The 19192-nt window shown below is 74.6% G+C and carries 18 protein-coding genes and 1 pseudogene; 7 read left to right on the plus strand and 12 right to left on the minus strand.

All coding sequences use genetic code 11. The annotated features are described in order from the left end of the window. Window positions 1–68: 68 nt before the first annotated feature. Window positions 69–431: a DsrE family protein gene (locus ACW69E_RS04135; RefSeq protein WP_093847175.1), complete on the plus strand. Its 363-nt coding sequence runs from the start codon at window positions 69–71 to the stop codon at window positions 429–431. Between the two features lie 143 nt (window positions 432–574). Here ACW69E_RS04135 and ACW69E_RS04140 read toward each other — a convergent pair whose 3' ends face one another. The 7 genes from ACW69E_RS04140 to ACW69E_RS04170 form a co-directional block, all read right to left on the minus strand. Beyond that, window positions 575–862: a DUF1416 domain-containing protein gene (locus ACW69E_RS04140; RefSeq protein WP_093847173.1), complete on the minus strand. Its 288-nt coding sequence runs from the start codon at window positions 860–862 to the stop codon at window positions 575–577. A gap of 53 nt (window positions 863–915) precedes the next feature. Further along, the gene (locus ACW69E_RS04145) at window positions 916–1761 is read right to left on the minus strand and encodes a sulfurtransferase (RefSeq protein ID WP_457496797.1); all 846 of its coding nucleotides are present in this window, start codon (window positions 1759–1761) and stop codon (window positions 916–918) included. 168 nt (window positions 1762–1929) lie between these two features. Next, window positions 1930–2013 carry a putative leader peptide gene (locus tag ACW69E_RS04150; protein WP_369126573.1) on the minus strand — a complete coding sequence of 28 codons (84 nt, stop codon included), beginning with the start codon at window positions 2011–2013 and terminating at the stop codon, window positions 1930–1932. Between the two features lie 241 nt (window positions 2014–2254). After that, complete coding sequence (locus ACW69E_RS04155; RefSeq protein WP_457496798.1) at window positions 2255–2941, minus strand: LmeA family phospholipid-binding protein; 687 nt, start codon at window positions 2939–2941, stop codon at window positions 2255–2257. A 259-nt stretch (window positions 2942–3200) separates the two neighbouring features. Beyond that, window positions 3201–4361, minus strand: a complete 1161-nt coding sequence (locus tag ACW69E_RS04160) for a hypothetical protein (RefSeq protein WP_457496799.1) — start codon at window positions 4359–4361, stop codon at window positions 3201–3203. Next, window positions 4358–4624, minus strand: a complete 267-nt coding sequence (locus tag ACW69E_RS04165; protein ID WP_457496800.1) for a MoaD/ThiS family protein — start codon at window positions 4622–4624, stop codon at window positions 4358–4360. The genes ACW69E_RS04160 and ACW69E_RS04165 overlap by 4 nt, the downstream gene beginning before the upstream one ends. A gap of 12 nt (window positions 4625–4636) precedes the next feature. After that, window positions 4637–5668: an alpha/beta hydrolase gene (locus ACW69E_RS04170; RefSeq protein WP_457496801.1), complete on the minus strand. Its 1032-nt coding sequence runs from the start codon at window positions 5666–5668 to the stop codon at window positions 4637–4639. Window positions 5669–5796: 128 nt separating this feature from the next. On the opposite strand from ACW69E_RS04170, the gene ACW69E_RS04175 reads away from it, so the two are divergent. The 5 genes from ACW69E_RS04175 to ACW69E_RS04195 all read left to right on the plus strand — a co-directional run bounded on the left by ACW69E_RS04175 (window position 5797) and on the right by ACW69E_RS04195 (window position 10993). Further along, window positions 5797–6621 (plus strand): response regulator transcription factor, encoded by an 825-nt coding sequence (locus tag ACW69E_RS04175; RefSeq protein ID WP_457496802.1) that lies wholly within the window; start codon window positions 5797–5799, stop codon window positions 6619–6621. Between the two features lie 23 nt (window positions 6622–6644). Continuing rightward, window positions 6645–7670 (plus strand): LacI family DNA-binding transcriptional regulator, encoded by a 1026-nt coding sequence (locus ACW69E_RS04180; RefSeq protein ID WP_412694868.1) that lies wholly within the window; start codon window positions 6645–6647, stop codon window positions 7668–7670. 104 nt (window positions 7671–7774) lie between these two features. Continuing rightward, entirely contained in the window at window positions 7775–8773 is a 999-nt protein-coding gene (locus ACW69E_RS04185) for a S1C family serine protease (protein WP_457496803.1), read from the plus strand. Window positions 8774–8795: 22 nt separating this feature from the next. Then, window positions 8796–9584: a response regulator transcription factor gene (locus ACW69E_RS04190; protein ID WP_457496804.1), complete on the plus strand. Its 789-nt coding sequence runs from the start codon at window positions 8796–8798 to the stop codon at window positions 9582–9584. Beyond that, window positions 9581–10993 carry a HAMP domain-containing sensor histidine kinase gene (locus ACW69E_RS04195; protein ID WP_457496805.1) on the plus strand — a complete coding sequence of 471 codons (1413 nt, stop codon included), beginning with the start codon at window positions 9581–9583 and terminating at the stop codon, window positions 10991–10993. The genes ACW69E_RS04190 and ACW69E_RS04195 overlap by 4 nt, the downstream gene beginning before the upstream one ends. Here ACW69E_RS04195 and ACW69E_RS04200 read toward each other — a convergent pair. The 3 genes and pseudogenes from ACW69E_RS04200 to ACW69E_RS04210 all read right to left on the minus strand — a co-directional run. After that, a pseudogene (locus tag ACW69E_RS04200) lies at window positions 10987–11267 on the minus strand (transposase); the annotation flags it as partial. The gene ACW69E_RS04195 and the pseudogene ACW69E_RS04200 sit on opposite strands and share 7 nt — an antisense overlap. 205 nt (window positions 11268–11472) lie before the next feature. Next, window positions 11473–11832 carry a DUF4180 domain-containing protein gene (locus tag ACW69E_RS04205; RefSeq protein WP_457496806.1) on the minus strand — a complete coding sequence of 120 codons (360 nt, stop codon included), beginning with the start codon at window positions 11830–11832 and terminating at the stop codon, window positions 11473–11475. A gap of 179 nt (window positions 11833–12011) precedes the next feature. Then, complete coding sequence (locus ACW69E_RS04210; protein WP_457496807.1) at window positions 12012–13820, minus strand: bifunctional metallophosphatase/5'-nucleotidase; 1809 nt, start codon at window positions 13818–13820, stop codon at window positions 12012–12014. 147 nt (window positions 13821–13967) lie between these two features. Here ACW69E_RS04210 and mshD point away from each other — a divergent pair, with 147 nt between their 5' ends. Further along, a complete protein-coding gene (gene mshD, locus ACW69E_RS04215) occupies window positions 13968–14891 on the plus strand; it encodes a mycothiol synthase (RefSeq protein ID WP_457496808.1) in 924 nt (307 codons plus the stop codon). 57 nt (window positions 14892–14948) lie between these two features. Here the strand turns inward: mshD and ACW69E_RS04220 are convergent, their stop codons facing one another. Both ACW69E_RS04220 and ACW69E_RS04225 read right to left on the minus strand, forming a co-directional pair. Next, the gene (locus ACW69E_RS04220) at window positions 14949–17756 is read right to left on the minus strand and encodes a DUF6493 family protein (RefSeq protein WP_457496809.1); all 2808 of its coding nucleotides are present in this window, start codon (window positions 17754–17756) and stop codon (window positions 14949–14951) included. Next, window positions 17753–19183, minus strand: coding sequence for an SWIM zinc finger family protein (locus ACW69E_RS04225; protein ID WP_093847143.1), 1431 nt, complete (start codon window positions 19181–19183; stop codon window positions 17753–17755). The genes ACW69E_RS04220 and ACW69E_RS04225 overlap by 4 nt, the downstream gene beginning before the upstream one ends. Window positions 19184–19192 lie beyond the last annotated feature (9 nt).

The following is a 19192-nucleotide window of genomic DNA, read 5'->3' on the forward strand; positions in this document are numbered from 1 at the left end:
TTGCACCCGGGCCGGTCACGATCGGATTGCGGTACGGGCCACGGGCTAACGTGGTCCGCATGGCAGCTGTGTCGAAGAAGCTCGTGATCAAGGTGACGGCCGGGGCGGACGCGCCCGAGCGGTGCTCGCAGGCTTTCACGGTGGCGGCGGTGGCCGTGGCCAGCGGGGTGGAGGTGTCGCTCTGGCTGACCGGGGAGTCGGCGTGGTTCGCGCTGCCGGGCCGGGCGGCGGAGTTCGAGCTGCCGCACTCCGCGCCGCTGCCCGATCTGCTCGACGGCGTCCTGGCGGGCGGGCGGATCACCCTGTGCACCCAGTGCGCGGCGCGGCGCGGGATCGAGGAGAAGGACGTGATCGAGGGCGTCCGCATCGCAGGGGCCCAGGTGTTCGTCAGCGAGATCACGGGGGAGGGCGTACAGGCCCTCGTCTACTGAGCGGCCTGTCCGGACGCGCGCCGGACGCCCGCGTCCGGACAGGACGGAGGCCGTGCCCCGCACAAGGTGTCCAACCCCGGGGCACGGCCTCCGTACGTCATACGGCCGTCGGCGGCCGTCCTGCGGCCGTCCTGCGGTCGCGGTCACACCGCGATGGGAACCTCCACCAGGCCGCCCTGCTGGGCGACGACGGTGCGGTCCGCGGTGCCGCCCGGCACCAGGGCGCGCACGGTCCAGGTGCCCTCGGCGGCGTAGAAGCGGAACTGGCCGGTGGCGGAGGTGGGGACCTCGGCCGTGAACTCGCCGGTGCCGTCCAGCAGCCGGACGTACCCGGTGACGGGCTCGCCGTCGCGGGTCACCTGGCCCTGGATCGTCGTCTCACCGGGCTTGATGGAGGAGGCGTCGGGGCCGCCTGCCTGTGCTCCGCACATGTCGGGTGCTCTTCCTTCCGGAACGAGGAGTTGAGTGTGGAGAGGGAGGTGGCTCAGGCGCTCTTGCCGTCGCCGAGCTCGATCGGCACGCCGATCAGCGAACCGTACTCGGTCCACGAGCCGTCGTAGTTCCTGACGTTCTCCTGGCCCAGCAGCTCGTGCAGGACGAACCAGGTGTGGGCGGAGCGCTCGCCGATGCGGCAGTAGGCGATGGTGTCCTTGGACAGGTCCACACCCGCCTCCTGGTACAGCTCCTTCAGCTCCTCGTCGGACTTGAAGGTGCCGTCGTCGTTGGCCGACTTCGACCACGGGATGTTGCTGGCGGTCGGGACGTGGCCCGGGCGCTGCGACTGCTCCTGCGGCAGGTGGGCGGGGGCGAGCAGCTTGCCGCTGAACTCGTCGGGGGAGCGGACGTCCACCAGGTTCAGCTTGCCGATGGCCTCGACGACGTCGTCGCGGAAGGCGCGGATCGACTTGTCCTGCTCCTTGGCCCTGTACTCGGTCTTCGCGCGGGAGGGCACCTCGGAGACCAGCTCGCGGGCGTCCAGCTCCCACTTCTTGCGGCCGCCGTCGAGGAGCTTGACGTCCTGGTGGCCGTAGAGCTTGAAGTACCAGTAGGCGTAGGACGCGAACCAGTTGTTGTTGCCGCCGTAGAGGACGACGGTGTCGTCGTTCGCGATGCCCTTCTCGGACAGCAGCTTCTCGAAGCCGGCCTGGTCGACGAAGTCGCGGCGGACCGGGTCCTGCAGGTCGGCCTTCCAGTCGATCCGGATGGCGTTCCTGATGTGGTTCTTGTCGTAGGCCGAGGTGTCCTCGTCCACCTCGACGATGACCACCTTGGGGTCGTCGATGTGGGCCTCGACCCAGTCGGCGTCGACCAGGACGTCACTGCGGCTCATGTCTCTCCTCCGGAGGGCAGGTACTGCGGGGTGTGCGGTGCGGTGGACGTGCGTGCGGCGGCGCCGGGCGCCGGCGGGCATGCACGGGGCTGTACGCCGCGGTGGCGGGGACAGCGGGGGTGGTGTGCGGCTGCGGTCCGGGCTGCGAAGGGCACCGAGAGCCGGCCGTCAGACGACGGCGCGACAGAGCATGGCGGCGACACGGCAAAGATCGACTGCCCGTCGCTTCGTGAGATCCGCCTGTCGCTTCATGGGGCCGATCGTAGGTACGGAGGGGCGGGCGTGTCACCGTGGTTCCACATGGTGAGAAGCGAATGCCCGGAATGCGAGACGGGAGTGGGGCCGGGGAACCCTCCCGAACGGATGCGCGGATGCCCGGGAGAGGGGTTCTGAGGGGCGGACTCGCGTGTCTCGGAGAGTGGACGGGGTGGCGGTGCGTGAGGGGTGCGTCGAGCGGGACGGGCGGGGACGGCCTCGGCCGCCCGCCCCGGCGTCAGCCGGCCAGATCCACGTTCGAGCCGCTCAGGTGCAGCACGACGCCCTTCTCGTCCACCTCCGCCCTCTCCAGCCTCAGCCCCTCGGGAAGGCCGGTGATCTCCAGCTTGCGGTCTATCTGCGCCCGCACCACGTCCTCGGCCACGGGCAGGTCGGGCAGGTCCTCGGCGTGCAGCGCGACGGTGTCGCCGTTCTCCACCTTCAGCGAGCTGTGCAGGGTGAGTTCCACGAGGGTGAGGTTCACGTCCAGCCTCACCTGGTTCTTCGCGGCCCGCTCCGCACCGGCGTAGGCGAGGGAGGCGCCCTTGGCGCCCGCCTCGGTCAGGTCCTGGTAGCTGATCCGCGCGCTGCCGGTGGCCCGGTCGGCGACGGCGGAGGAGAAGTTGTTCTCCAGCCGCACGTCGCCGAGGTGCACGTCCACCTCGGTCACGTCCACGTCGCGCCCGCCGACCTGGACCGTCAGCCCGTTCATCGTGGCGTCCACCGACTCCAGTTCCTTGCCCACGATCTGGGTCAGGAAGGGGAAGCCGTTGATCTCCACGGCGGGCCGCTCGTCCAGGCCCCTGGAACTCTGGACCTTCTCGGCGACCTTGTCCTCGGCGAAGTTGACCGCCAGCCGGTCGGCGCCGACGAACAGGCCGCCGAAGAGGACGAGAAGTCCCAGCAGGGCTTTGAGTGCGCGCATCGTGGTGGTCCCCCAGGGTGGCCGGGTGCGGTCGGGTCGGTCGGACTGGTCGCGCTGATCGGGCCGAGCTGATCGGGCTGGTCGAATCGGGCTGATCGATCTGACCGACGCCGACAGAGGCCGATCGGGTTCCGGCGAGCCTAACCCGTGGTGTCCTGTGACAGGTCTGTACCACCGGCCCCATGCGGCGGCCGGGCCCGCCGCCCCCGGCCCCGCCGTCCCGGCCCCGCGCGGCGCCCGCCGCCCGTCCCGCGCGCCCCTACGCGAGCGCCCTGCCGAGCAGGTAGACCGCGGGCGCGGCGGCGGTCAGCGGCAGTGCCACGCCGGCCGTCATGTGGACGAAGCGGGAGGGGAAGTCGTAGCTCGCCACCCGCAGCCCGATCAGCGCGCACGCCCCGGCCGCCAGCCCCAGCACCGCGCCGGAACCGCCCAGGGAGGTGAACTGCCCGGCGGCGGCACCGGCCCCCGCCGCGGCCGACAGCGAGACGACCACGGAGACCGCCTGCGGCAGCGGCAGCGCCCGGACGAGCGCGGCGGCCGCCACGGCGAGCGCGCCGGCCGTCACCGCGTCGGGCTCGGCGGCCAGATGGCCGGTGGCGAGCACCGCGAGGGCGGTGGAGGTGACCCCGGCCGTCAGGGCGTACAGGCGCTCGTCGGGCGAGGAGTGGTTGCGCAGCTGGAGGACGAGGACGAACAGGACCCACGCTCCGAGCGTGCCGATGACGACGGCCGAGGCGTGCTCCACGCCGAGCGCCAGCAGGGCGATGTCCGCGGTGACGCCCGCCAGGAACGCCAGGGCGATGCCCTGCCGCGCGGGCCACATGCCGTTGAGCCGGAACCAGCCCGCTGCCGTGACCGCCTGGAGCAGCACCACGGCGACGGCCGACACCGGGCGGGAGAGCTGGGCGGTGGCCGCGAGGAGAGCGGCCAGGAGGGCGGTGAGGGCGGCGGGCGTCAGGCCCGGCGCGATGATCGGGCTGCTGGTGCGCCGCGGGGCGCCGGCGGAGCCGGCCGCGGCGGCGGGGGCCGCGGCGGTGACGGTGGGCGCGGCGGACGCCGCGCCGGGTGCGCCGGCCGCGCCGCCCTGCTCCGGCGGCAGGGGCCCGGGGCCGGGGTGGTGGGGCGGAGCGGGTACGCCGGGTGCGCCGTACGGCTCCTGGCCCGGGGCGGCGTACCGGCCGTGCTGGTCGTACTGCTGGTACTGCTCGTGCTGCTGGTACCGGCCGTACCGGTCCTGCCCGCCGTGCTCCGCGTACGCCTCCTGCCCGCCGTGCCCGCCGTACGCGTCGTACCCGCCGTACGCGGGGCCCGTGCGGCCCGAAGGGCCGTGGCCGTGGCCGTGCTCGCGGTCGTACTCGTGGCCGTAGGGGCCGGGCTGCGAGCCGTACGGCTGCCCGGGCGGGTACTGCTGGTCGGTCATCGGGAGCCTCCCGCGAAGGGGGGAAGCACCTCGACGGTGCCGCCCTCGGTCAGTCGGACGAGATGGTGGTCGCGCTTGCCGACCGGCTCGCCGTCCACCAGGAAGGAGCACATGCCCAGCACCCGGTCGAAGTCCGGCCGGCCGGCGTGCCGCCGGCTCGCCTCGGCCAGCGCCTCGGCCAGCGTGTGGGCCTCGTATCTCTCCTCGGTGATCCCGGCGGCGGCCTTGGCCGCGGCCCAGTAGCGGATCATGCCGCTCGGCATGGTGTGTCCCTCTCAGCCGTCCGTCGTGCCGTCACCATGATGGCGCGGCGCCCGCCCGGTCCGCGCCGTCGCCCAGGCGGCGATCCGCTCCAGCAGCTCCGGGGGCGCGGCGTTCTCGGCGTGTCCGAAGCCGCGCTCGACCCACAGTTCCGTGTGCGCCGGGTCGGCGGCGTCGAGCAGCGAGTACGGGTGGTCCAGCGGGAAGTAGGCGTCCCGGTCGCCGTGCACCACCAGCAGCGGGGTCGGGGCGATCAGCGGTGCGGCCTCCACCGGCGACAGCGGTACCGGATCCCAGTCCTGGTGGTGGATACGGGTACGCAGCCCGTAGCGGGAGACCAGGCGCCCGGCGGGGTGCTGGATCGCCCAGTGGACCCGCCGCATGGCCGGGGTGCCCCGGTAGTACCAGCGGGCGGGGGCGCTCACGGCGACGACCACGTCGGTGTGTGCGCCTGTGCGCCCCCGGTGCATCCTGTGCGCAGCGTCACCGGCACCGCTCCCGGCGGCCGGTCCTCTCCCGCCGGCCGGTCCGGCACCGTATGCCGCCCCGGCCGGCTCCGCCCGGTGGAGCGCCGCGTGCCGCAGCACCACCGAGCCGCCCATCGAGAAGCCCGCCGTCGCCACCGCCGAGTGCCCCAGCGAACGCGCCCAGCGCACCGCCGCGGCGAGGTCGAGCACCTCCCGGTCGCCGACCGTGGAGCGCCCGCCGGAGCGGCCGTGCCCGCGGAAGGAGAACGTGACCACGCCCGCGTGCCGGGCGAAGACCTGTGACACTCGTCGCACCGCGGGCCGCTCCAGCGAGCCGGTGAATCCGTGCGCGACGACGATCGCCGGGCCCCGTCCGGCAGCCCGTGCCGCGCCCTCGTCCCGGCCGCCGGAACCGCCCTCGCGCGGCTGGTAGCAGGCGTCTATGCCCACCCCGTCGTCCGTCCGCAGCCGGGCTCGCAGGAGCGTGCGCGAAGGCGCCCGCCGCCCCGCGTCCCCGGCACCCTCGGTGACCGTCCCGCCACGGGAAAGCCCTTCCTTCCCCTCCGCGTCCTCGCTCATGTGGGATATTGTCGGTGACGAGAAGGATCCGGGCAGCGCCGCCCCCGGGTCCTTTCGTGCTTTCGGAGCGCAGTACGAAGCAGTGCCGCCACACGCCCCACCAAGGGGCCGGGGAAGGACTCGACGTCATGAGCTCACTACTCCTGCTGACCAACGCCCTCCAGCCCTCCACCGAAGTCCTGCCCGCGCTCGGCCTGCTGCTGCACAACGTCCGTGTGGCCCCGGCCGAGGGCCCGGCGCTGGTGGACACCCCCGGCGCCGACGCCGTCCTGATCGACGGCCGCCGCGACCTTCCGCAGGTGCGCTCCCTGTGCCAGCTGCTGCGCTCCACGGGGCCGGGCTGCCCGCTGATCCTGGTGGTCACCGAGGGCGGCCTCGCGGCCGTCACCGCCGAGTGGGGCGTGGACGACGTACTGCTGGACACCGCCGGCCCGGCCGAGGTCGAGGCCCGGCTGCGGCTGGCCACCGGGCGGCGGCAGATCTCCGGTGAGGACGGCCCGGCGGAGATCCGCACCGGCGACCTGTCGGTCGACGAGGCCACCTACAGCGCCAAGCTCAAGGGGCGCGTACTGGACCTGACCTTCAAGGAGTTCGAGCTGCTGAAGTACCTGGCGCAGCACCCCGGCCGGGTGTTCACCAGGGCGCAGCTCCTCCAGGAGGTGTGGGGCTACGACTACTTCGGCGGCACCCGGACCGTGGACGTCCACGTACGGCGGCTGCGGGCCAAGCTCGGCCCGGAGCACGAGTCGCTGATCGGGACCGTGCGCAACGTCGGCTACCGCTTCGTGCTGCCGGAGAAGAAGGAGCCGACCGCCGAGGAGCGCAAGGCGCGCAAGGACGCGAAGGCGACCGTGGACGCCGCCGAGAGGATGGCGCAGGACGCGGCGAACGGCGTCGGCGGGGAGGCGGCCGGGAGCGGGCGGAGGACCGCCGCTCGCCGGGGAGGGAACTGAGTCGGCGCGCGTAGACTTCCGCTGTGGCGAAGGTGACGCGGGACGATGTGGCGAGACTGGCGGGTACGTCGACCGCGGTCGTCAGTTATGTGATAAACGATGGGCCGCGGCCGGTCGCGCCGGCGACCCGCGAGCGGGTGCTCGCCGCGATCAAGGAGCTGGGGTACCGGCCGGACCGGGTCGCGCAGGCGATGGCGTCCCGGCGCACCGACCTGATAGGGCTGATCGTCCCCGACGCCCGGCAGCCGTTCTTCGCGGAGATGGCGCACGCGGTCGAACAGGCCGCCGCCGACCGCGGGAAGATGGTGCTCGTCGGAAACTCCGACTACCTCGACGAGCGCGAGGTGCACTATCTGCGGGCCTTCCTCGGCATGCGCGTCTCGGGCCTGATCCTGATCAGCCAGGGCCCCAGCGAGCGCGCCGCCGCCGAGATAGAGGCGTGGGACGCGCGCGTGGTGCTGCTGCACCGCAGGCCCGAGGCGATCGACGACGTGGCCGTCGTCCTCGACGACGTCGGCGGCGCCCAGATGGTCACCCGGCACCTGTTGGAGCACGGCCACGAGTACGTGGCCTGCCTGGGCGGCGTGGAGTCCACCCCCGCCTACGGCGACCCGGTCACCGACCACGTCGAGGGCTGGCGCCGGGCGATGAAGGAGGCCGGCCGCTCCACCGACGGCCGCCTCTTCCAGGCCCCCTACAACCGCTACGACACCTACCGCGTCGCCCTGGACCTGCTGGCCGGTCCCGACCGCCCGCCCGCGCTGGTGTGCGCCACCGACGACCAGGCCATCGGCGTGCTGCGCGCCGCCCGCGAGCTGGGCCTGGACGTGCCCGGCGAGCTGGCGGTGGCCGGGTTCGACGACGTCAAGGAGGCGGCGCTGACCGACCCGCCGCTGACCACGGTGGGCTCGGACCGCGAGGCGATGGCCCGCGCGGCGGTCGACCTGGTGCTGGACGACGGGGTGCGCGCGACGGGCTCGCGGCGCGAGCGCGTGCGGCAGTTCCCGTCGGGGCTGGTGGTGCGCCGCTCCTGCGGCTGCGGCGGCTGACTGGGCCGGCCGGGGCTCCGGCCGGGACACCCCGGGGGCGGTTCTTCCCCGGGTCTCAGCCCGCCCTCATGAAGTTCTCATGCCGGACGCGCACGGTTGTGCGCATGAGCGACCACGAGACGAATCAGGCGTATCCGCCCCGCCCGCCGTACGAGCCCTCCGTTCCGGACGCCACCACCCCCCAGCCCCAGCCCGCGCCCCAGTCCGCGCCCGGGCCCGCACCCGGGGCGCACGCCCGGCGGCGGGCGCGCCGCCCCGCCGGGCTGCTGGCGGCCGTGGCGATCGTGGCCGCCGCGGTCGGCGGCGGTACGGCGACCCTGGCCGCCGGGGCGTTCGGGAACGGCGCCGCGCCCGCCGCCACCTCCTCCGTCCCCGGAACCAACGCCGCCGACACCGGCACCGGCGTCGCCGAGGTCGTCAAGGCCGTCACCCCGAGCGTCGTGGAGATCGGCGCCTCCTCCCGCTCCGGCTCCGCCACCGGATCCGGCGTGGTGATCTCCGAGAAGGGCGAGATCCTCACCAACAACCACGTCGTCTCCGGCGCCACCGAGATCGAGGTCACCTTCTCCGGCGGCGACACCGCCCGCGCCGAGATCGTCGGCACCGAGCCCGACCTCGACATGGCGCTGATCCGGGTCGAGGACGCGGGCGGCCTCACCCTCACCCCCGCCGAACTCGGCGACTCCGACGCCGTCCGCGTCGGCGACCGGGTCGTGGCCTTCGGCTCGCCCCAGGGCCTGTCGGGCACGGTCACCAGCGGCATCGTCTCCGCCAAGGGCCGCGAGGTCACCGTGGAGCGGACGGGCGAGGAGGGCCGGCCCAGGGACGACCGGTCCTGGCCCTTCGAGTTCGACGGCGACCGGTACAACGGCGAGCTGGGTCCCGAGACCACCACCTACGAGGCCATCCAGACCGACGCCTCCCTCAACCCCGGCAACTCCGGCGGCCCGCTGGTCGACATGAGCGGCCGCGTCATCGGCATCAACTCCGCCATCCACGGCAACGCCTCCGCCGCCGCCGAGGCGGGCAGCGTCGGCCTGGGCTTCGCCGTACCCGTGAACGACGTGAAGGAGATCCTCGACGACCTGCGCGCCGGCGGATGAGGCGGGTGCGACACTCGCCACCATGACCACTGCCTCCTCCGCCACGTCCCACCCCGCCCCGCCCGCGCGCGTGCTGGTCGTCGACGACGAGCCGGCCGTACGGGAGGCCCTGCGCCGCAGCCTGGCCTTCGAGGGCTACGAGACCGAGCTCGCCGCCGACGGCCTGGAGGCGCTGCGGCAGGTGGAGGCGTACCGCCCCGACCTGGTGATCCTGGACGTGCTGATGCCGCGCATGGACGGGCTGACCGCCGCCCGGCGGCTGCGCGCGAGGGGGGTGACCGTCCCCGTGCTGATGCTCACCGCCCGCGACACCGTCGGCGACCGCGTCACCGGCCTGGACGCGGGCGCGGACGACTACCTGGTCAAACCGTTCGAGCTGGACGAGCTGCTGGCCCGCATCCGCGCCCTGCTGCGCCGCAGCTCCTACGCCCGCGAGCAGGCCGGCGCCGAGGAGACCGAGGCGCTCTCCTTCGCAGACCTGCGCATGGACCTCACCACGCGCGAGGTCACCCGCGGCGGGCGGCCGGTGGAGCTGACGCGCACGGAGTTCACGCTGCTGGAGATGTTCATGGCCCACCCGCGCCAGGTCCTCACCCGCGAGCAGATCCTCAAGGCCGTCTGGGGCTTCGACTTCGAGCCCTCCTCCAACTCCCTGGACGTGTACGTGATGTACCTGCGCCGCAAGACCGAGGCGGGCGGCGAGCCGCGCCTGGTGCACACCGTGCGCGGTGTCGGCTACGTCCTGCGGGACGCCCCGGGCACCGCTCCCGGCACAGCACCCGGCCCCGCACCGGGAGAGGCGCACCCGTGACCTCCCGGCTCAACTCCCTGCCGCTGCGCTCACGTCTGGCACTGCTGGTCGCGGCGGCCGTGGCGGTCGCGGTGGCGGCGTGCTCGCTGGCCGCCTGGCTCCTGGTGCGGGCGGAGCTCGTCGACTCCCTCGACGACGCCCTGCACGCCAACCGGGTCCCCGGCAGCGGGCTCATCGAACTCGTACGCGCCGGGCAGTGCCGGGCGGTGCCGGAGGAGGAGCGGCTGGACACCCCCAACCCGTTCGACTCCACCGTGCAACTCGTGGACCGCGACGGCGACAGCTGCATGGCCTTCGGGGAGCGGCCCCTGCCGGTCTCCGCCGCCGACGTGGCCGTCGCCCGCGGCGAGCGCGCGGAGGCCCTGCACACCGTCACCGCCGGGGGTGAGGAGTACCGCGTGCTCACCACCCCCCTGCGCGGCACGGACGCCGCCGTGACCGTGGCCCGCCCGATGACCGAGATCGACCAGAGCCTGGACACCCTCGCCCTCGTCCTCGGCCTGGTCGCCGCCACCGGCGTGCTCGGCGCGGCGGGCGCCGGCGTCCTGCTCGCGCGCGCCGGCCTGCGCCCGGTGGACCGGCTGACGGACGCGGTCGAGCACGTCGCCCGCACCGAGGACCTGGCCGTCCGCATCCCCGTCGACGGCGACGACGAGATCGCCCGCCTGTCGCGCTCCTTCAACGCCATGACCGCCGCCCTGGCCACCTCCCGCGACCTCCAGCAGCAGCTGATCGCCGACGCCGGACACGAACTGCGCACCCCGCTGACCTCGCTGCGCACCAACATCGACCTGCTGGTGCGCAGCGAGCAGGCCGCCCGCCCGCTGCCGCCCGGGGACCGCCGGGAACTGCTGGAGTCGGTACGCGCCCAGATCGGCGAACTCGCCGCCCTCATCGGCGATCTCCAGGAGCTGTCCCGGCCCGACGCGGCGTCCGCCGGCGGACCGGTGGAGATCACCGGCCTCCACGAGATCGCCGAACGCGCGGTGGAACGCGCCCGGCTGCGCGGCTCGGACATCACCATCACCCGCGACCTGGCCCCCTGGTACGTGCGCGCCGAACCGGCCGCGCTGGAGAGGGCGGTGGTCAACCTGCTGGACAACGCGGTGAAGTTCTCCCCGCCCGGCGGGACGATCGACGTACGCCTCGACGGATCCACCGGCACCCTGCGCGTACGCGACCGCGGCCCAGGCATCCCCGAGGACGAACTCCCCCACGTCTTCGACCGCTTCTGGCGCTCCCCGTCCGCCCGCAGCCTCCCCGGCTCGGGCCTGGGCCTGGCCATCGTGGCCCGCACCGTGCGCCGCAGTGGCGGCGAGATCGCCCTCCACCCGGCCCCCGGCGGCGGCACGGAGGCCGTCCTGCGCCTCCCCGGCGCCCCGGTGCCCCCGCCGGATCAAAACCCCTGATCGTCCGATCCGCCGAGCGCAAGGTGAACACCGGATTCCCGTGCCGCGGTTTCCTCGGGGAGGTGCCCACGGGGCCGGACGGCCTTGCGGATGGGGGCGTTGACGGAATCGACCGCGTTCGTCGAGCGGATCACCCTGCGGATCTCCCCCTGCGGATCTCCACGTCGAAGGAGAGAAAGGGCACGAACTCGGCCCAGGAGTTCTCCCGGAGCCGGACGACCGCCGGGTACTTCCTGCCCCAGACTTCCCGGAACTCGCCGAACCGCTCGGCCGCGGTTCCAGCAGGTCGCCTCTCTGATCGGCGGAGATTCCACCAAGCCGTCATCACGCACCAGGCAGACGAACTTGCTCAGGTTCCGGAGGTCGTCCTCTTCGATCGAGGGACGCCGCAGGGACCGCCGGTCGCCGGTCTCGCGGAACTCCATGGGACGACCGTAGGGCACAGGCCGGCGCGCCGCGGCGGAACGGCGCGGAACGCGCTACGGGGCGAGGCGCTCGGCGAGTTCCGTCTCGTCGGCGACGAACCACGTCTGCCTGCCGCGGTCGCACTCGCGGACGAAGTCCCGCAGCGCCGTCCCGGCCGCCGTGCGGGCGGAGACGTCGCCGACGACGGCGAGCCCCATGCGGTAGTTGGCGAACTTCTGGACGATCTCCCCGGCGAGGCCGGTGCGCAGCCGGAAGAAGTCCTCGTGCAGCCGCCCGGCGGGCACGGCGACCCACCGGGCGCCCTGGTACCCGGCGTCGCCGATCAGGTCCAGCGCCTCGCGCTCCCCGATGGCCGCGCCCTCGTCGGCGCACATCAGGACGGGGATGCCGTGGAACGTCCGGAGGGTGGTCATGGCGGTCGAGCCTAGGCGGGACGGCGCGCGGCGTCGAAGCGTTTTCCGGCCCGCCGCGCGGAGCCGCCGCGGACGCGGAACGCCGCCGACCGGTCGGGGGACCGGTCGGCGGCGTTGTGGGGGGCTCCGCGGGCCGGGGGAAGGCGGCCCGCGGAGGGAGGGTCATCCGCCGTGGGGGGTTACCGGATGACCGTGATCCGGTCCGCCGCCGGGGCGCCCAGCGGGTCGCCGGCGGAGGAGTTGGCGGTCAGGTAGTCCTGGAGGGCGGCCAGGTCGTCGCCGCCGACCAGCGGGTCGGTGCCCCGCGCCAGCGTCGGGAAGCCGTCGCCGCCGCCCGCCAGGAAGGAGTTGACCGCGACGCGGTAGGAGGCCGACGGGTCGATCGGCTCGCCGTTCAGCCGCACCGAGTCCGCGACGATCCGGTCCGCGCCGGACCGGGTGAGGTCGAGGGTGTAGGTGAGGCCGGAGGAGACCTGGAGGATCTTCGGGGAGTCCTCGTTGGCGCCGCTGACCTGCTCGCGCAGCACCGTCAGGAGCTGCTCACCGGTGAGGGTGGTCAGGTTGACGGTGTTGGAGAAGGGCTGGACGGTGAAGCCCTCGGCGTACGTCACCACACCGTCGCCCTCGGCGCCGGAGGCCGCGTACACCAGGTCGGCGCGGATGCCGCCGGGGTTCATCAGCGCCAGGTCCGCCTCCGGGTCCAGCCCGCGGGCGTGGGCGAGCTGGGCGTCGGCGATCAGGTCGCCCAGCGGGGACTCGGGCCTGGTGCGGTCGGCGGTGATGTCCTCGGAGATCCAGCCGATGGGACGGCCCGCGACGGGCGCGGCCAGCCCCTTCCAGTAGTCGATCAGGGAGGTGAGGTCGGCGGCCTTCTCCTGGTTGCGGTGGACGACGCGGTTGGAGCCCTGGACCGAGGCGCGCACGATGTCGCGGGTGCGGCGGTCGTACTCCATGTTCAGCTCGGTGAACAGCCGGCCGAAGGAGGCGGCGGAGGTGACCAGGCGGTCCTCGCCCCGCGGGTCGGGGACGGAGCAGACGTACGGCTGGTGGGTGTGGCCGGTGATCAGCGCGTCCACGCCCGCGTTCGTCCGCTTCGCGATGTCCACGATCGGGCCCGACAGCCTGCCGCCGTCCTTGCCGCAGTCGGCGTTGTAGGCGCTGGACTCCGGGATGCCGCCCTCGTGGACCAGGGCGATGACGGCGTTGACGCCCTTGCGGCGCAGCTCCTCGGTGTACTTGTCGATGGTCTCGGCCTCGTCGAGGAACTTCAGTCCCTTGACGCCCTCGGCCGAGACGATGTCGGGCGTGCCCTCCAGCGTGACGCCGATGAAGCCGACCTTGACGCCCTTCATCTTCTTGACGGTGTAGGGGGCCATCAGCGGCTTGCCGGTCTTCTCGTCGGCGACGTTGGCCGCGAGGATCGGGAAGTCGGCGCCGCCGAAGGTGCGGCCCTCGTCGTAGCAGCCGTCCTCGGGGTGGCAGCCGCCCCTCTGCAGGCGCTTGAGCTCGGCGGCGCCCTCGTCGAACTCGTGGTTGCCGACGCCCACGACGTCCATGCCGAGGGCGTTCATCGCCTCGATGGTGGGCTCGTCGTGGAAGAGGCCAGACAGCAGCGGGCTGGCGCCGACGATGTCGCCGGGGGCGACGGTGACCGAGTACGGGTTGCCCTTGCGGGCCTCGCGCAGGGAGGTGGCGAGGTACTCGGCGCCGCCCGCGTCGATCTGCTCGGTGGTGCCGTCGGGGTGCTCGTGGGTCACACGGCCGGAGGAGCCGGCCGGGGGCTCCAGGTTGCCGTGGAAGTCGTTGATGGCGAGCACCTGGAGGTCGACGGTGCGGCCGTGGTGAGCGCCGCGGTCGCCGGGGGCGTCCGACGGGGCGTCCTGCGCGGCTGCGGGCATGGCGGCGCCGAGGGCGCCGACCGTCAGCAGACCGGCCGCGGCTGCGGTGAGTCTGCGGGAGAGGGGAGACCGCTTGGGCGGAGTGGACATGTTCTGTCCCCTTCTGTTCCCTTGTCGAGGCCGGGAGTTGGCCCGGAAGTGGCCGGTGGTGGCGGGGGGAAGCCTAGGTCAACGCGCGTAGCGTGTCATTGTCGCGTTGGTAACCGCATGGTTTCGATGCTGCGTAGGCTTCTCCCCATGAGCGACGTGGTGGTTGTGGACGAGCTGACGCCCGAGGCCGTGCGGCAGGCCCAGGCGCTGATCGACGAGGCCGCCCGGGTGGACGGCCAGCCCGCCGTCTCCGAGCAGGGCCGCCTCCAGCTGCGCGGCGGGCGCCGCGCGGGAGTACGGCACCTGCTGCTCTGGCAACAGGGGGAGCTGGCCGGCTACGGGCAACTGGAGGACACCGACCCGGTCGAGGCCCCGACCGGCGAGTTCGTCGTCCACCCCGACCACCGCAACCAGGGCCACGGACTGGCCCTGGGCCGCGCGCTGCTGGAGGCGTCGGGCCGGCGGCTGCGGGTGTGGGCGCACGGCGGCCACCCGGCCGCACGCCACCTGGCCCGGCTGCTCGGCCTCACCCTCTTCCGCGAACTGCGGCAGATGCGGCGCCCGCTGGCGGGCCTGGACCTGCCCGAGCCGTCGCTGCCGCCGGGCGTGCGGCTGCGCGCCTTCGTACCCGGCCGGGACGACGTCGCCTGGCTGGCCGCCAACGCCGCCGCCTTCGCCCACCATCCCGAGCAGGGCGGCATGACCCAGCGCGACCTGGACGACCGCAAGGCCGAGCCGTGGTTCGACCCCAAGGGCTTCTTCCTCGCCGTGCGCGACGGCGGGCGTGACGGGGAGGGCGAGGGTGAGGAGCTGCTCGGCTTCCACTGGACGAAGGTCCACAGCGCCGAGCAGCTCGGCGAGGTGTACGTCGTCGGCGTCGCCCCGGGCGCCCAGGGCGGCGGCCTGGGCAAGGCGCTGACGCTGGTGGGCCTGCGCTACCTCGCCCGCGACCGCGGCCTGCCGACCGCGATGCTGTACGTGGACGCCGACAACACCGCGGCCGTGAAGGTCTACGAGGGCCTGGGGTTCGAGACCCACGAGGTGGACCTGATGTACCGCACGGAGGGCTGAGCCGGCCGCCGGCCGGGGGTGGCCGACGGGGACCGCCCGGGGCGGCCGGTGGCGGGCTCAGACCGCCACGGGCGCCCCCAGTACGTCCCGCAGCCGGCGGGCCTCCTTCACCAGGCGGCCGCCGCCGCCCCGGTCGGCGGCCTGGGCCACCCCGCCGACCGGACCGCGCGCCCCGCAGGTCCCGGCGCACTCGGCGGCCAGCGCCAGCAGATCCGGCAGCCCCCGCACCGGCTCACCTGTCGCCAGCATCCCCGGCAGCGCGGCGGCCAGCACCGCGAACACCGTGGCCGGGGCCCCGGCACGCACCGCCTCCCGCAGCGACTCCAGCAGCCGGTTCGGCTTCACCGTCCCGGCCGCCACTGTCTCGGCCACATCCCGGCCCAGCCGCGCCGCGTCCAGATCGCCGCGCGCCGCCAGCACCAGCAGCGCGTCCACGGCCGCGGTGCGGTCCTCCGGATGCCGCGCGCCCAGGGTGTGCGCCAGCCCCAGGTGGACGGCCGGCCCCGCCGCGCCCCCGGCCTCGGCCAGCGCGGGCAGCAGCGCCGCGCCGCCGCGCAGCTCCTCGTCGCCGGTGGCGGCGAAGGTGGGCTGCAGGCGCAGGGCCACCAGCTCGCGGTGGACGGGCAGGACGGACGGCCACAGGCGGGCGCCGGTGTTCCAGGACGTCTCGTCCCGCTTGCCGTCGGCGATGTACACGCCCAGCAGCCGCTGGAAGGCGGTGCCGAGCGGGCAGGGCGGGGTCGCCGCCGCGCTGGAGAGCCGCACCCGGACGACGGGGCTGCCGTAGCCGCGCAGGCGGTGCGTGGGCCGTGCGTCGCGGACCGGCTCGGGCAGCGACGGGCCGCCCGCCTCCAGCCAGACGCGCACCCGCCGCCCGGCCTCGCCGTCCAGCCGTCCGGCGGCGGCCAGGACGTCCGGACCGGCGGCGGAGATGTCCAGCCGGAGCAGTGCCTGGTCCAGATCGCAGGGGCCGGGCACGGCGCCCGTCCGCTCGTACTCGGCCAGCCGGGCGACCAGTTCGGCCGGGTCGATCCGCCCGTCGGCGGTGGTGGGGGCGGCCAGCAGGAACGGCGGCGGGTCGTTCAGCACCCGCCACGCGGCCTCCAGCAGACGGGCCGCGAGAGCCTCCCCGAAGGGCGTGAAGTCGCGTCCGCGCGGATGTGGCACCGCATGGGCGCCCGATGTCGACGGTGGGAGAGGGGAGTCCTCGCCGCACAGCACCGCCGCCACGTAGTGGATGTGGCCCGGCCCCGGATCGCCCCACCAGGCATGCCGCCCGTTCCAGGGGCGGTCGCGTATGACCGGCTCCAGCGCCCGCACCAGGCCGTCGCGGTCCCGGTGGGCGTGGCGGACCAGACCGTCCAGGGCCCGCTCGAAGGCGGCCGCGTCGACACCGGGTGCGGTGGCGGGCCGGAACTCGGCCGCCCGTACGGCGGCCATGACGGCGCCGACCTCCTCGGCCACCTCGGCGGCCGTGGCGAGCGGCGGCGCCAACGGCACCGGCTCGGGGACGGGTGGCAGGAGATCCTCCCAGGGCCCGGCGGCCCCGTCGTCCGGCGGCTCCACCCCCAGCAACTCGGCGGCGCGGGGACGCAAGGCGGGGCTCAACGCCTCGGCAGACGAGGCCAGTTCGGGGAGCACCGCGTCCCCGGCGTGCTTCAGGTGGCGGGCGATCAGGTTCAGCGCCCGCTCCTGGAGGGCGGTGTCCTCGTGTCCGAGGGCGTCGGCGGCGGCGAGCACCACAGCCCCGGCCCGCCCCCGGTCGCGGCGGGCGGCGGCGTCCAGCCAGCTCAACTGGGCGCGCACCAGCTTCTTCTCCGTCCGGAACAGCACCGCCCGCGACGCCTGGGCCAACCGCTCGTCGTCCAGCCGCCCGGCCGCGTCCAGGGCGGTCAGCCGCTCCTGGGCGTGGGCCGCGACGGTGGAGGGCGCGTCGGGCAGCAGCCGCAGCAGGGTGGTGGCGCGGGCCGCGTACTCGTCGTCGGTGGGGGCGAGCCCGTTCAGGACGGAGAGGAAACCGCGCAGCTCGGCCGGGCGTCCACCCCGCAGCAGCCGGGACAGGCAGCCGTCGAGCAGTGCGGAACGCTCCAGCCGCCCCTCGGCGGCGAGCGCCGCCAGGGCCTTCGGCCAGGAGTCGGTGCCCTCGGTCAGCAGGGCGCCGACGCCCTCCACCTCAAGCATGAGCGGGGCGAGCGCGTCCAGGAACGGATCGGCGCGCAGCCGCTCCAGAAGCGAGTAGGGGGTGCCGTCCGGGGTGCCGGGCCGGTGCTGGGGCCGAGAAGGCCAGCTCCGGTTCCGCACCCATTCCTGGACGAACGCCCCGCCGGTCGGCACGGCGCATCCCGAGCGCAGGACCAGCGCCTCGACCAGGGTGTAGTGGCCCCAGCCCCACTCGCTGTCCGCCTGGCGGCGCCCGGCGACACGGTGGGCGACATCCCCCTGCCAGTGCGCCGGCCGGTCACCGAGGACCGCCAGGAGACAGGGGGTGTCGGCGGGCTCGACCAGGCTCAGATCGGTGTGCCCGAGCCACTGGGCGGCAGCGGCCGCGCCCGTGTGGCAGCCGGCGCCCGCGATGACCAGCGCCCGCCTGCGCGGCCGGGCCTGGTAGCCCCACTCCTCGCGCAACCGGGTGCGCCACGCCTTCAGATGAGGCACGCACGAGCGCCGCTGGGCGTCGGACAGGGCGGCGATCAGGTCGGGCAGCCGCCGGTGCTCGCCGCCCGCCACGGCGAGCAGCACCGCGTACGAGTCCCCGTCCAGCTCCCGCTCGGCTGCCGCCAGCACCTCGCGTTCCCCGTCGGTCAGATGGTCCGTGCGCGCCCGTCCGCGCACCAGCCGGGCCAGGGCGCCTCCCATGCCGCTCACCGGGCACCCGCCCGGGTGGTCGTGGCGGCGGAGGCCGGGGTGTCCCGGGTGTCCTGGCCGCCCCGGGCGTCCAGGGCGATGCGCACGGCCAGGGCGTGACGGCACGGGCCACGCCCGCCCCGGTAGCGGGCCCACCAGCGGCAGGTGCAGCTCAGTCCTTCGCCCCCGGCCCGCACCCGGTGGTCGTGGTCGCCGGCGGTGACGGTGAAGGTGCCGTCCGCCTCCGCGCGCACCGCACCGGCGGCCACCAGCTCGCGGGCGGCACGCAGCCGGGGGTTGTGCCGCTCGGCCCGCCCGGCGTCGTAGGGCAGCTCGCGGTGGAAGTACGCCGCCTCGGCCGCGTCGTAGCCGATCCGCCCGGCGGTGCCCAGCACGGTCAGGGCGGCGCGCACCCGCTGCGCCGTCAGACCAGACCGCCGGGCAAGCTCCCCGACGTCCACGCGCGGCTCCCAGGCCAGCAGCACCGAGACCAGATCGGCGTCCTCGGCCGCCTCCTCACCGGACAGCGCCTCCAGCACCGCTCCCTCCCCCGAGAAACCGCGCGCGGGATCGGGGGAGAGGGTGAGCGTCAGCCGCATCCCCGGCAGCAGCAGCTCCCAGGCGGAGGCCGCCGCGCCGCTCGCGGTCGTCGCGGGCGGCCCGTACAGGCGCAGCCCGGTGGCGTGGCGCAGCACCCGCAGCAGGGCCGAGAGCCGGTCCGGTCCGGGCAGGCAGACGGCGCCGGGCACGGGCCGGGTGGTCGGCCGCAGGGAACGCCCGGCCTGCACCACCCAGAGAGCGGACCCCGAACCCGGACGGGTGCGCGGCAGGGAACGCAGGAGGCGCACCGCCTCGGCGGCGGTGACCTCCGCGCGCAGGTCGAAGGCGGAGGCGATCACCTGGGTCTCGGCGAAGCCGCGCAGCCAGCGGTCCGGCAGCGGCACCTTCTTCTCCACCACCGGCCCGTCGAAGGTGGTCACCTCCAGCTCCTCCGGACCGACCCGCAGGTGGAGGGGATCGGAGGGGCCCACCCGGACCAGCGCCTCGCGCAGCGGGTTGTTGACGTCCACGTTGGTGGTGCCGTGGCCGATGTCGTCCCCGTCCAGGCCCTCGCCGAGGATGTCGAGACGGGCGTAGACGCCGCAGCAGCCGGAGAACGACTCGAACCGCAGCCGGTCGCCGTTGCCCGTCACCACCGGGTCCAGGGACGCGGCCGCCAGGCGCTGGTAGTAGCGGGCCGAGGCCACGTCGGCGACGGACAGCAGAGCCGCGGCGGCGGCCTCGGGAGCGGTCACGAACCCGGAGAAGAACCGGGGATGCGCGCTCATCCCCGTCGGCGTCGCCCCGCCCGAGGTCTCCAGCCCCAGCTCGGGCCCGCCCGCGCCGCCGCGCACGGCCGAGGGCCGGAGATAGGTGTAGGTGTGCACCGCTGATGCCGTGGTCGTCATGGCACACGA

It is taken from the genome of Streptomyces sp. SS8, from assembly GCF_054072955.1.

What these genes read in the sequence shown, in the direction of transcription:
- ACW69E_RS04140 (WP_093847173.1), bottom strand. Translation starts at nt 862, where the DNA reads ATGTGCGGAGCACAGGCAGGCGGCCCCGACGCCTCCTCCATCAAGCCC.
- ACW69E_RS04145 (WP_457496797.1), bottom strand. Translation starts at nt 1,761, where the DNA reads ATGAGCCGCAGTGACGTCCTGGTCGACGCCGACTGGGTCGAGGCCCAC.
- ACW69E_RS04150 (WP_369126573.1), bottom strand. Translation starts at nt 2,013, where the DNA reads ATGAAGCGACAGGCGGATCTCACGAAGCGACGGGCAGTCGATCTTTGC.
- ACW69E_RS04155 (WP_457496798.1), bottom strand. Translation starts at nt 2,941, where the DNA reads ATGCGCGCACTCAAAGCCCTGCTGGGACTTCTCGTCCTCTTCGGCGGC.
- ACW69E_RS04160 (WP_457496799.1), bottom strand. Translation starts at nt 4,361, where the DNA reads ATGACCGACCAGCAGTACCCGCCCGGGCAGCCGTACGGCTCGCAGCCC.
- ACW69E_RS04165 (WP_457496800.1), bottom strand. Translation starts at nt 4,624, where the DNA reads ATGCCGAGCGGCATGATCCGCTACTGGGCCGCGGCCAAGGCCGCCGCC.
- ACW69E_RS04170 (WP_457496801.1), bottom strand. Translation starts at nt 5,668, where the DNA reads ATGAGCGAGGACGCGGAGGGGAAGGAAGGGCTTTCCCGTGGCGGGACG.
- ACW69E_RS04175 (WP_457496802.1), top strand. Translation starts at nt 5,797, where the DNA reads ATGAGCTCACTACTCCTGCTGACCAACGCCCTCCAGCCCTCCACCGAA.
- ACW69E_RS04185 (WP_457496803.1), top strand. Translation starts at nt 7,775, where the DNA reads ATGAGCGACCACGAGACGAATCAGGCGTATCCGCCCCGCCCGCCGTAC.
- ACW69E_RS04190 (WP_457496804.1), top strand. Translation starts at nt 8,796, where the DNA reads ATGACCACTGCCTCCTCCGCCACGTCCCACCCCGCCCCGCCCGCGCGC.
- ACW69E_RS04205 (WP_457496806.1), bottom strand. Translation starts at nt 11,832, where the DNA reads ATGACCACCCTCCGGACGTTCCACGGCATCCCCGTCCTGATGTGCGCC.
- ACW69E_RS04210 (WP_457496807.1), bottom strand. Translation starts at nt 13,820, where the DNA reads ATGTCCACTCCGCCCAAGCGGTCTCCCCTCTCCCGCAGACTCACCGCA.
- mshD (WP_457496808.1), top strand. Translation starts at nt 13,968, where the DNA reads ATGAGCGACGTGGTGGTTGTGGACGAGCTGACGCCCGAGGCCGTGCGG.
- ACW69E_RS04225 (WP_093847143.1), bottom strand. Translation starts at nt 19,183, where the DNA reads ATGACGACCACGGCATCAGCGGTGCACACCTACACCTATCTCCGGCCC.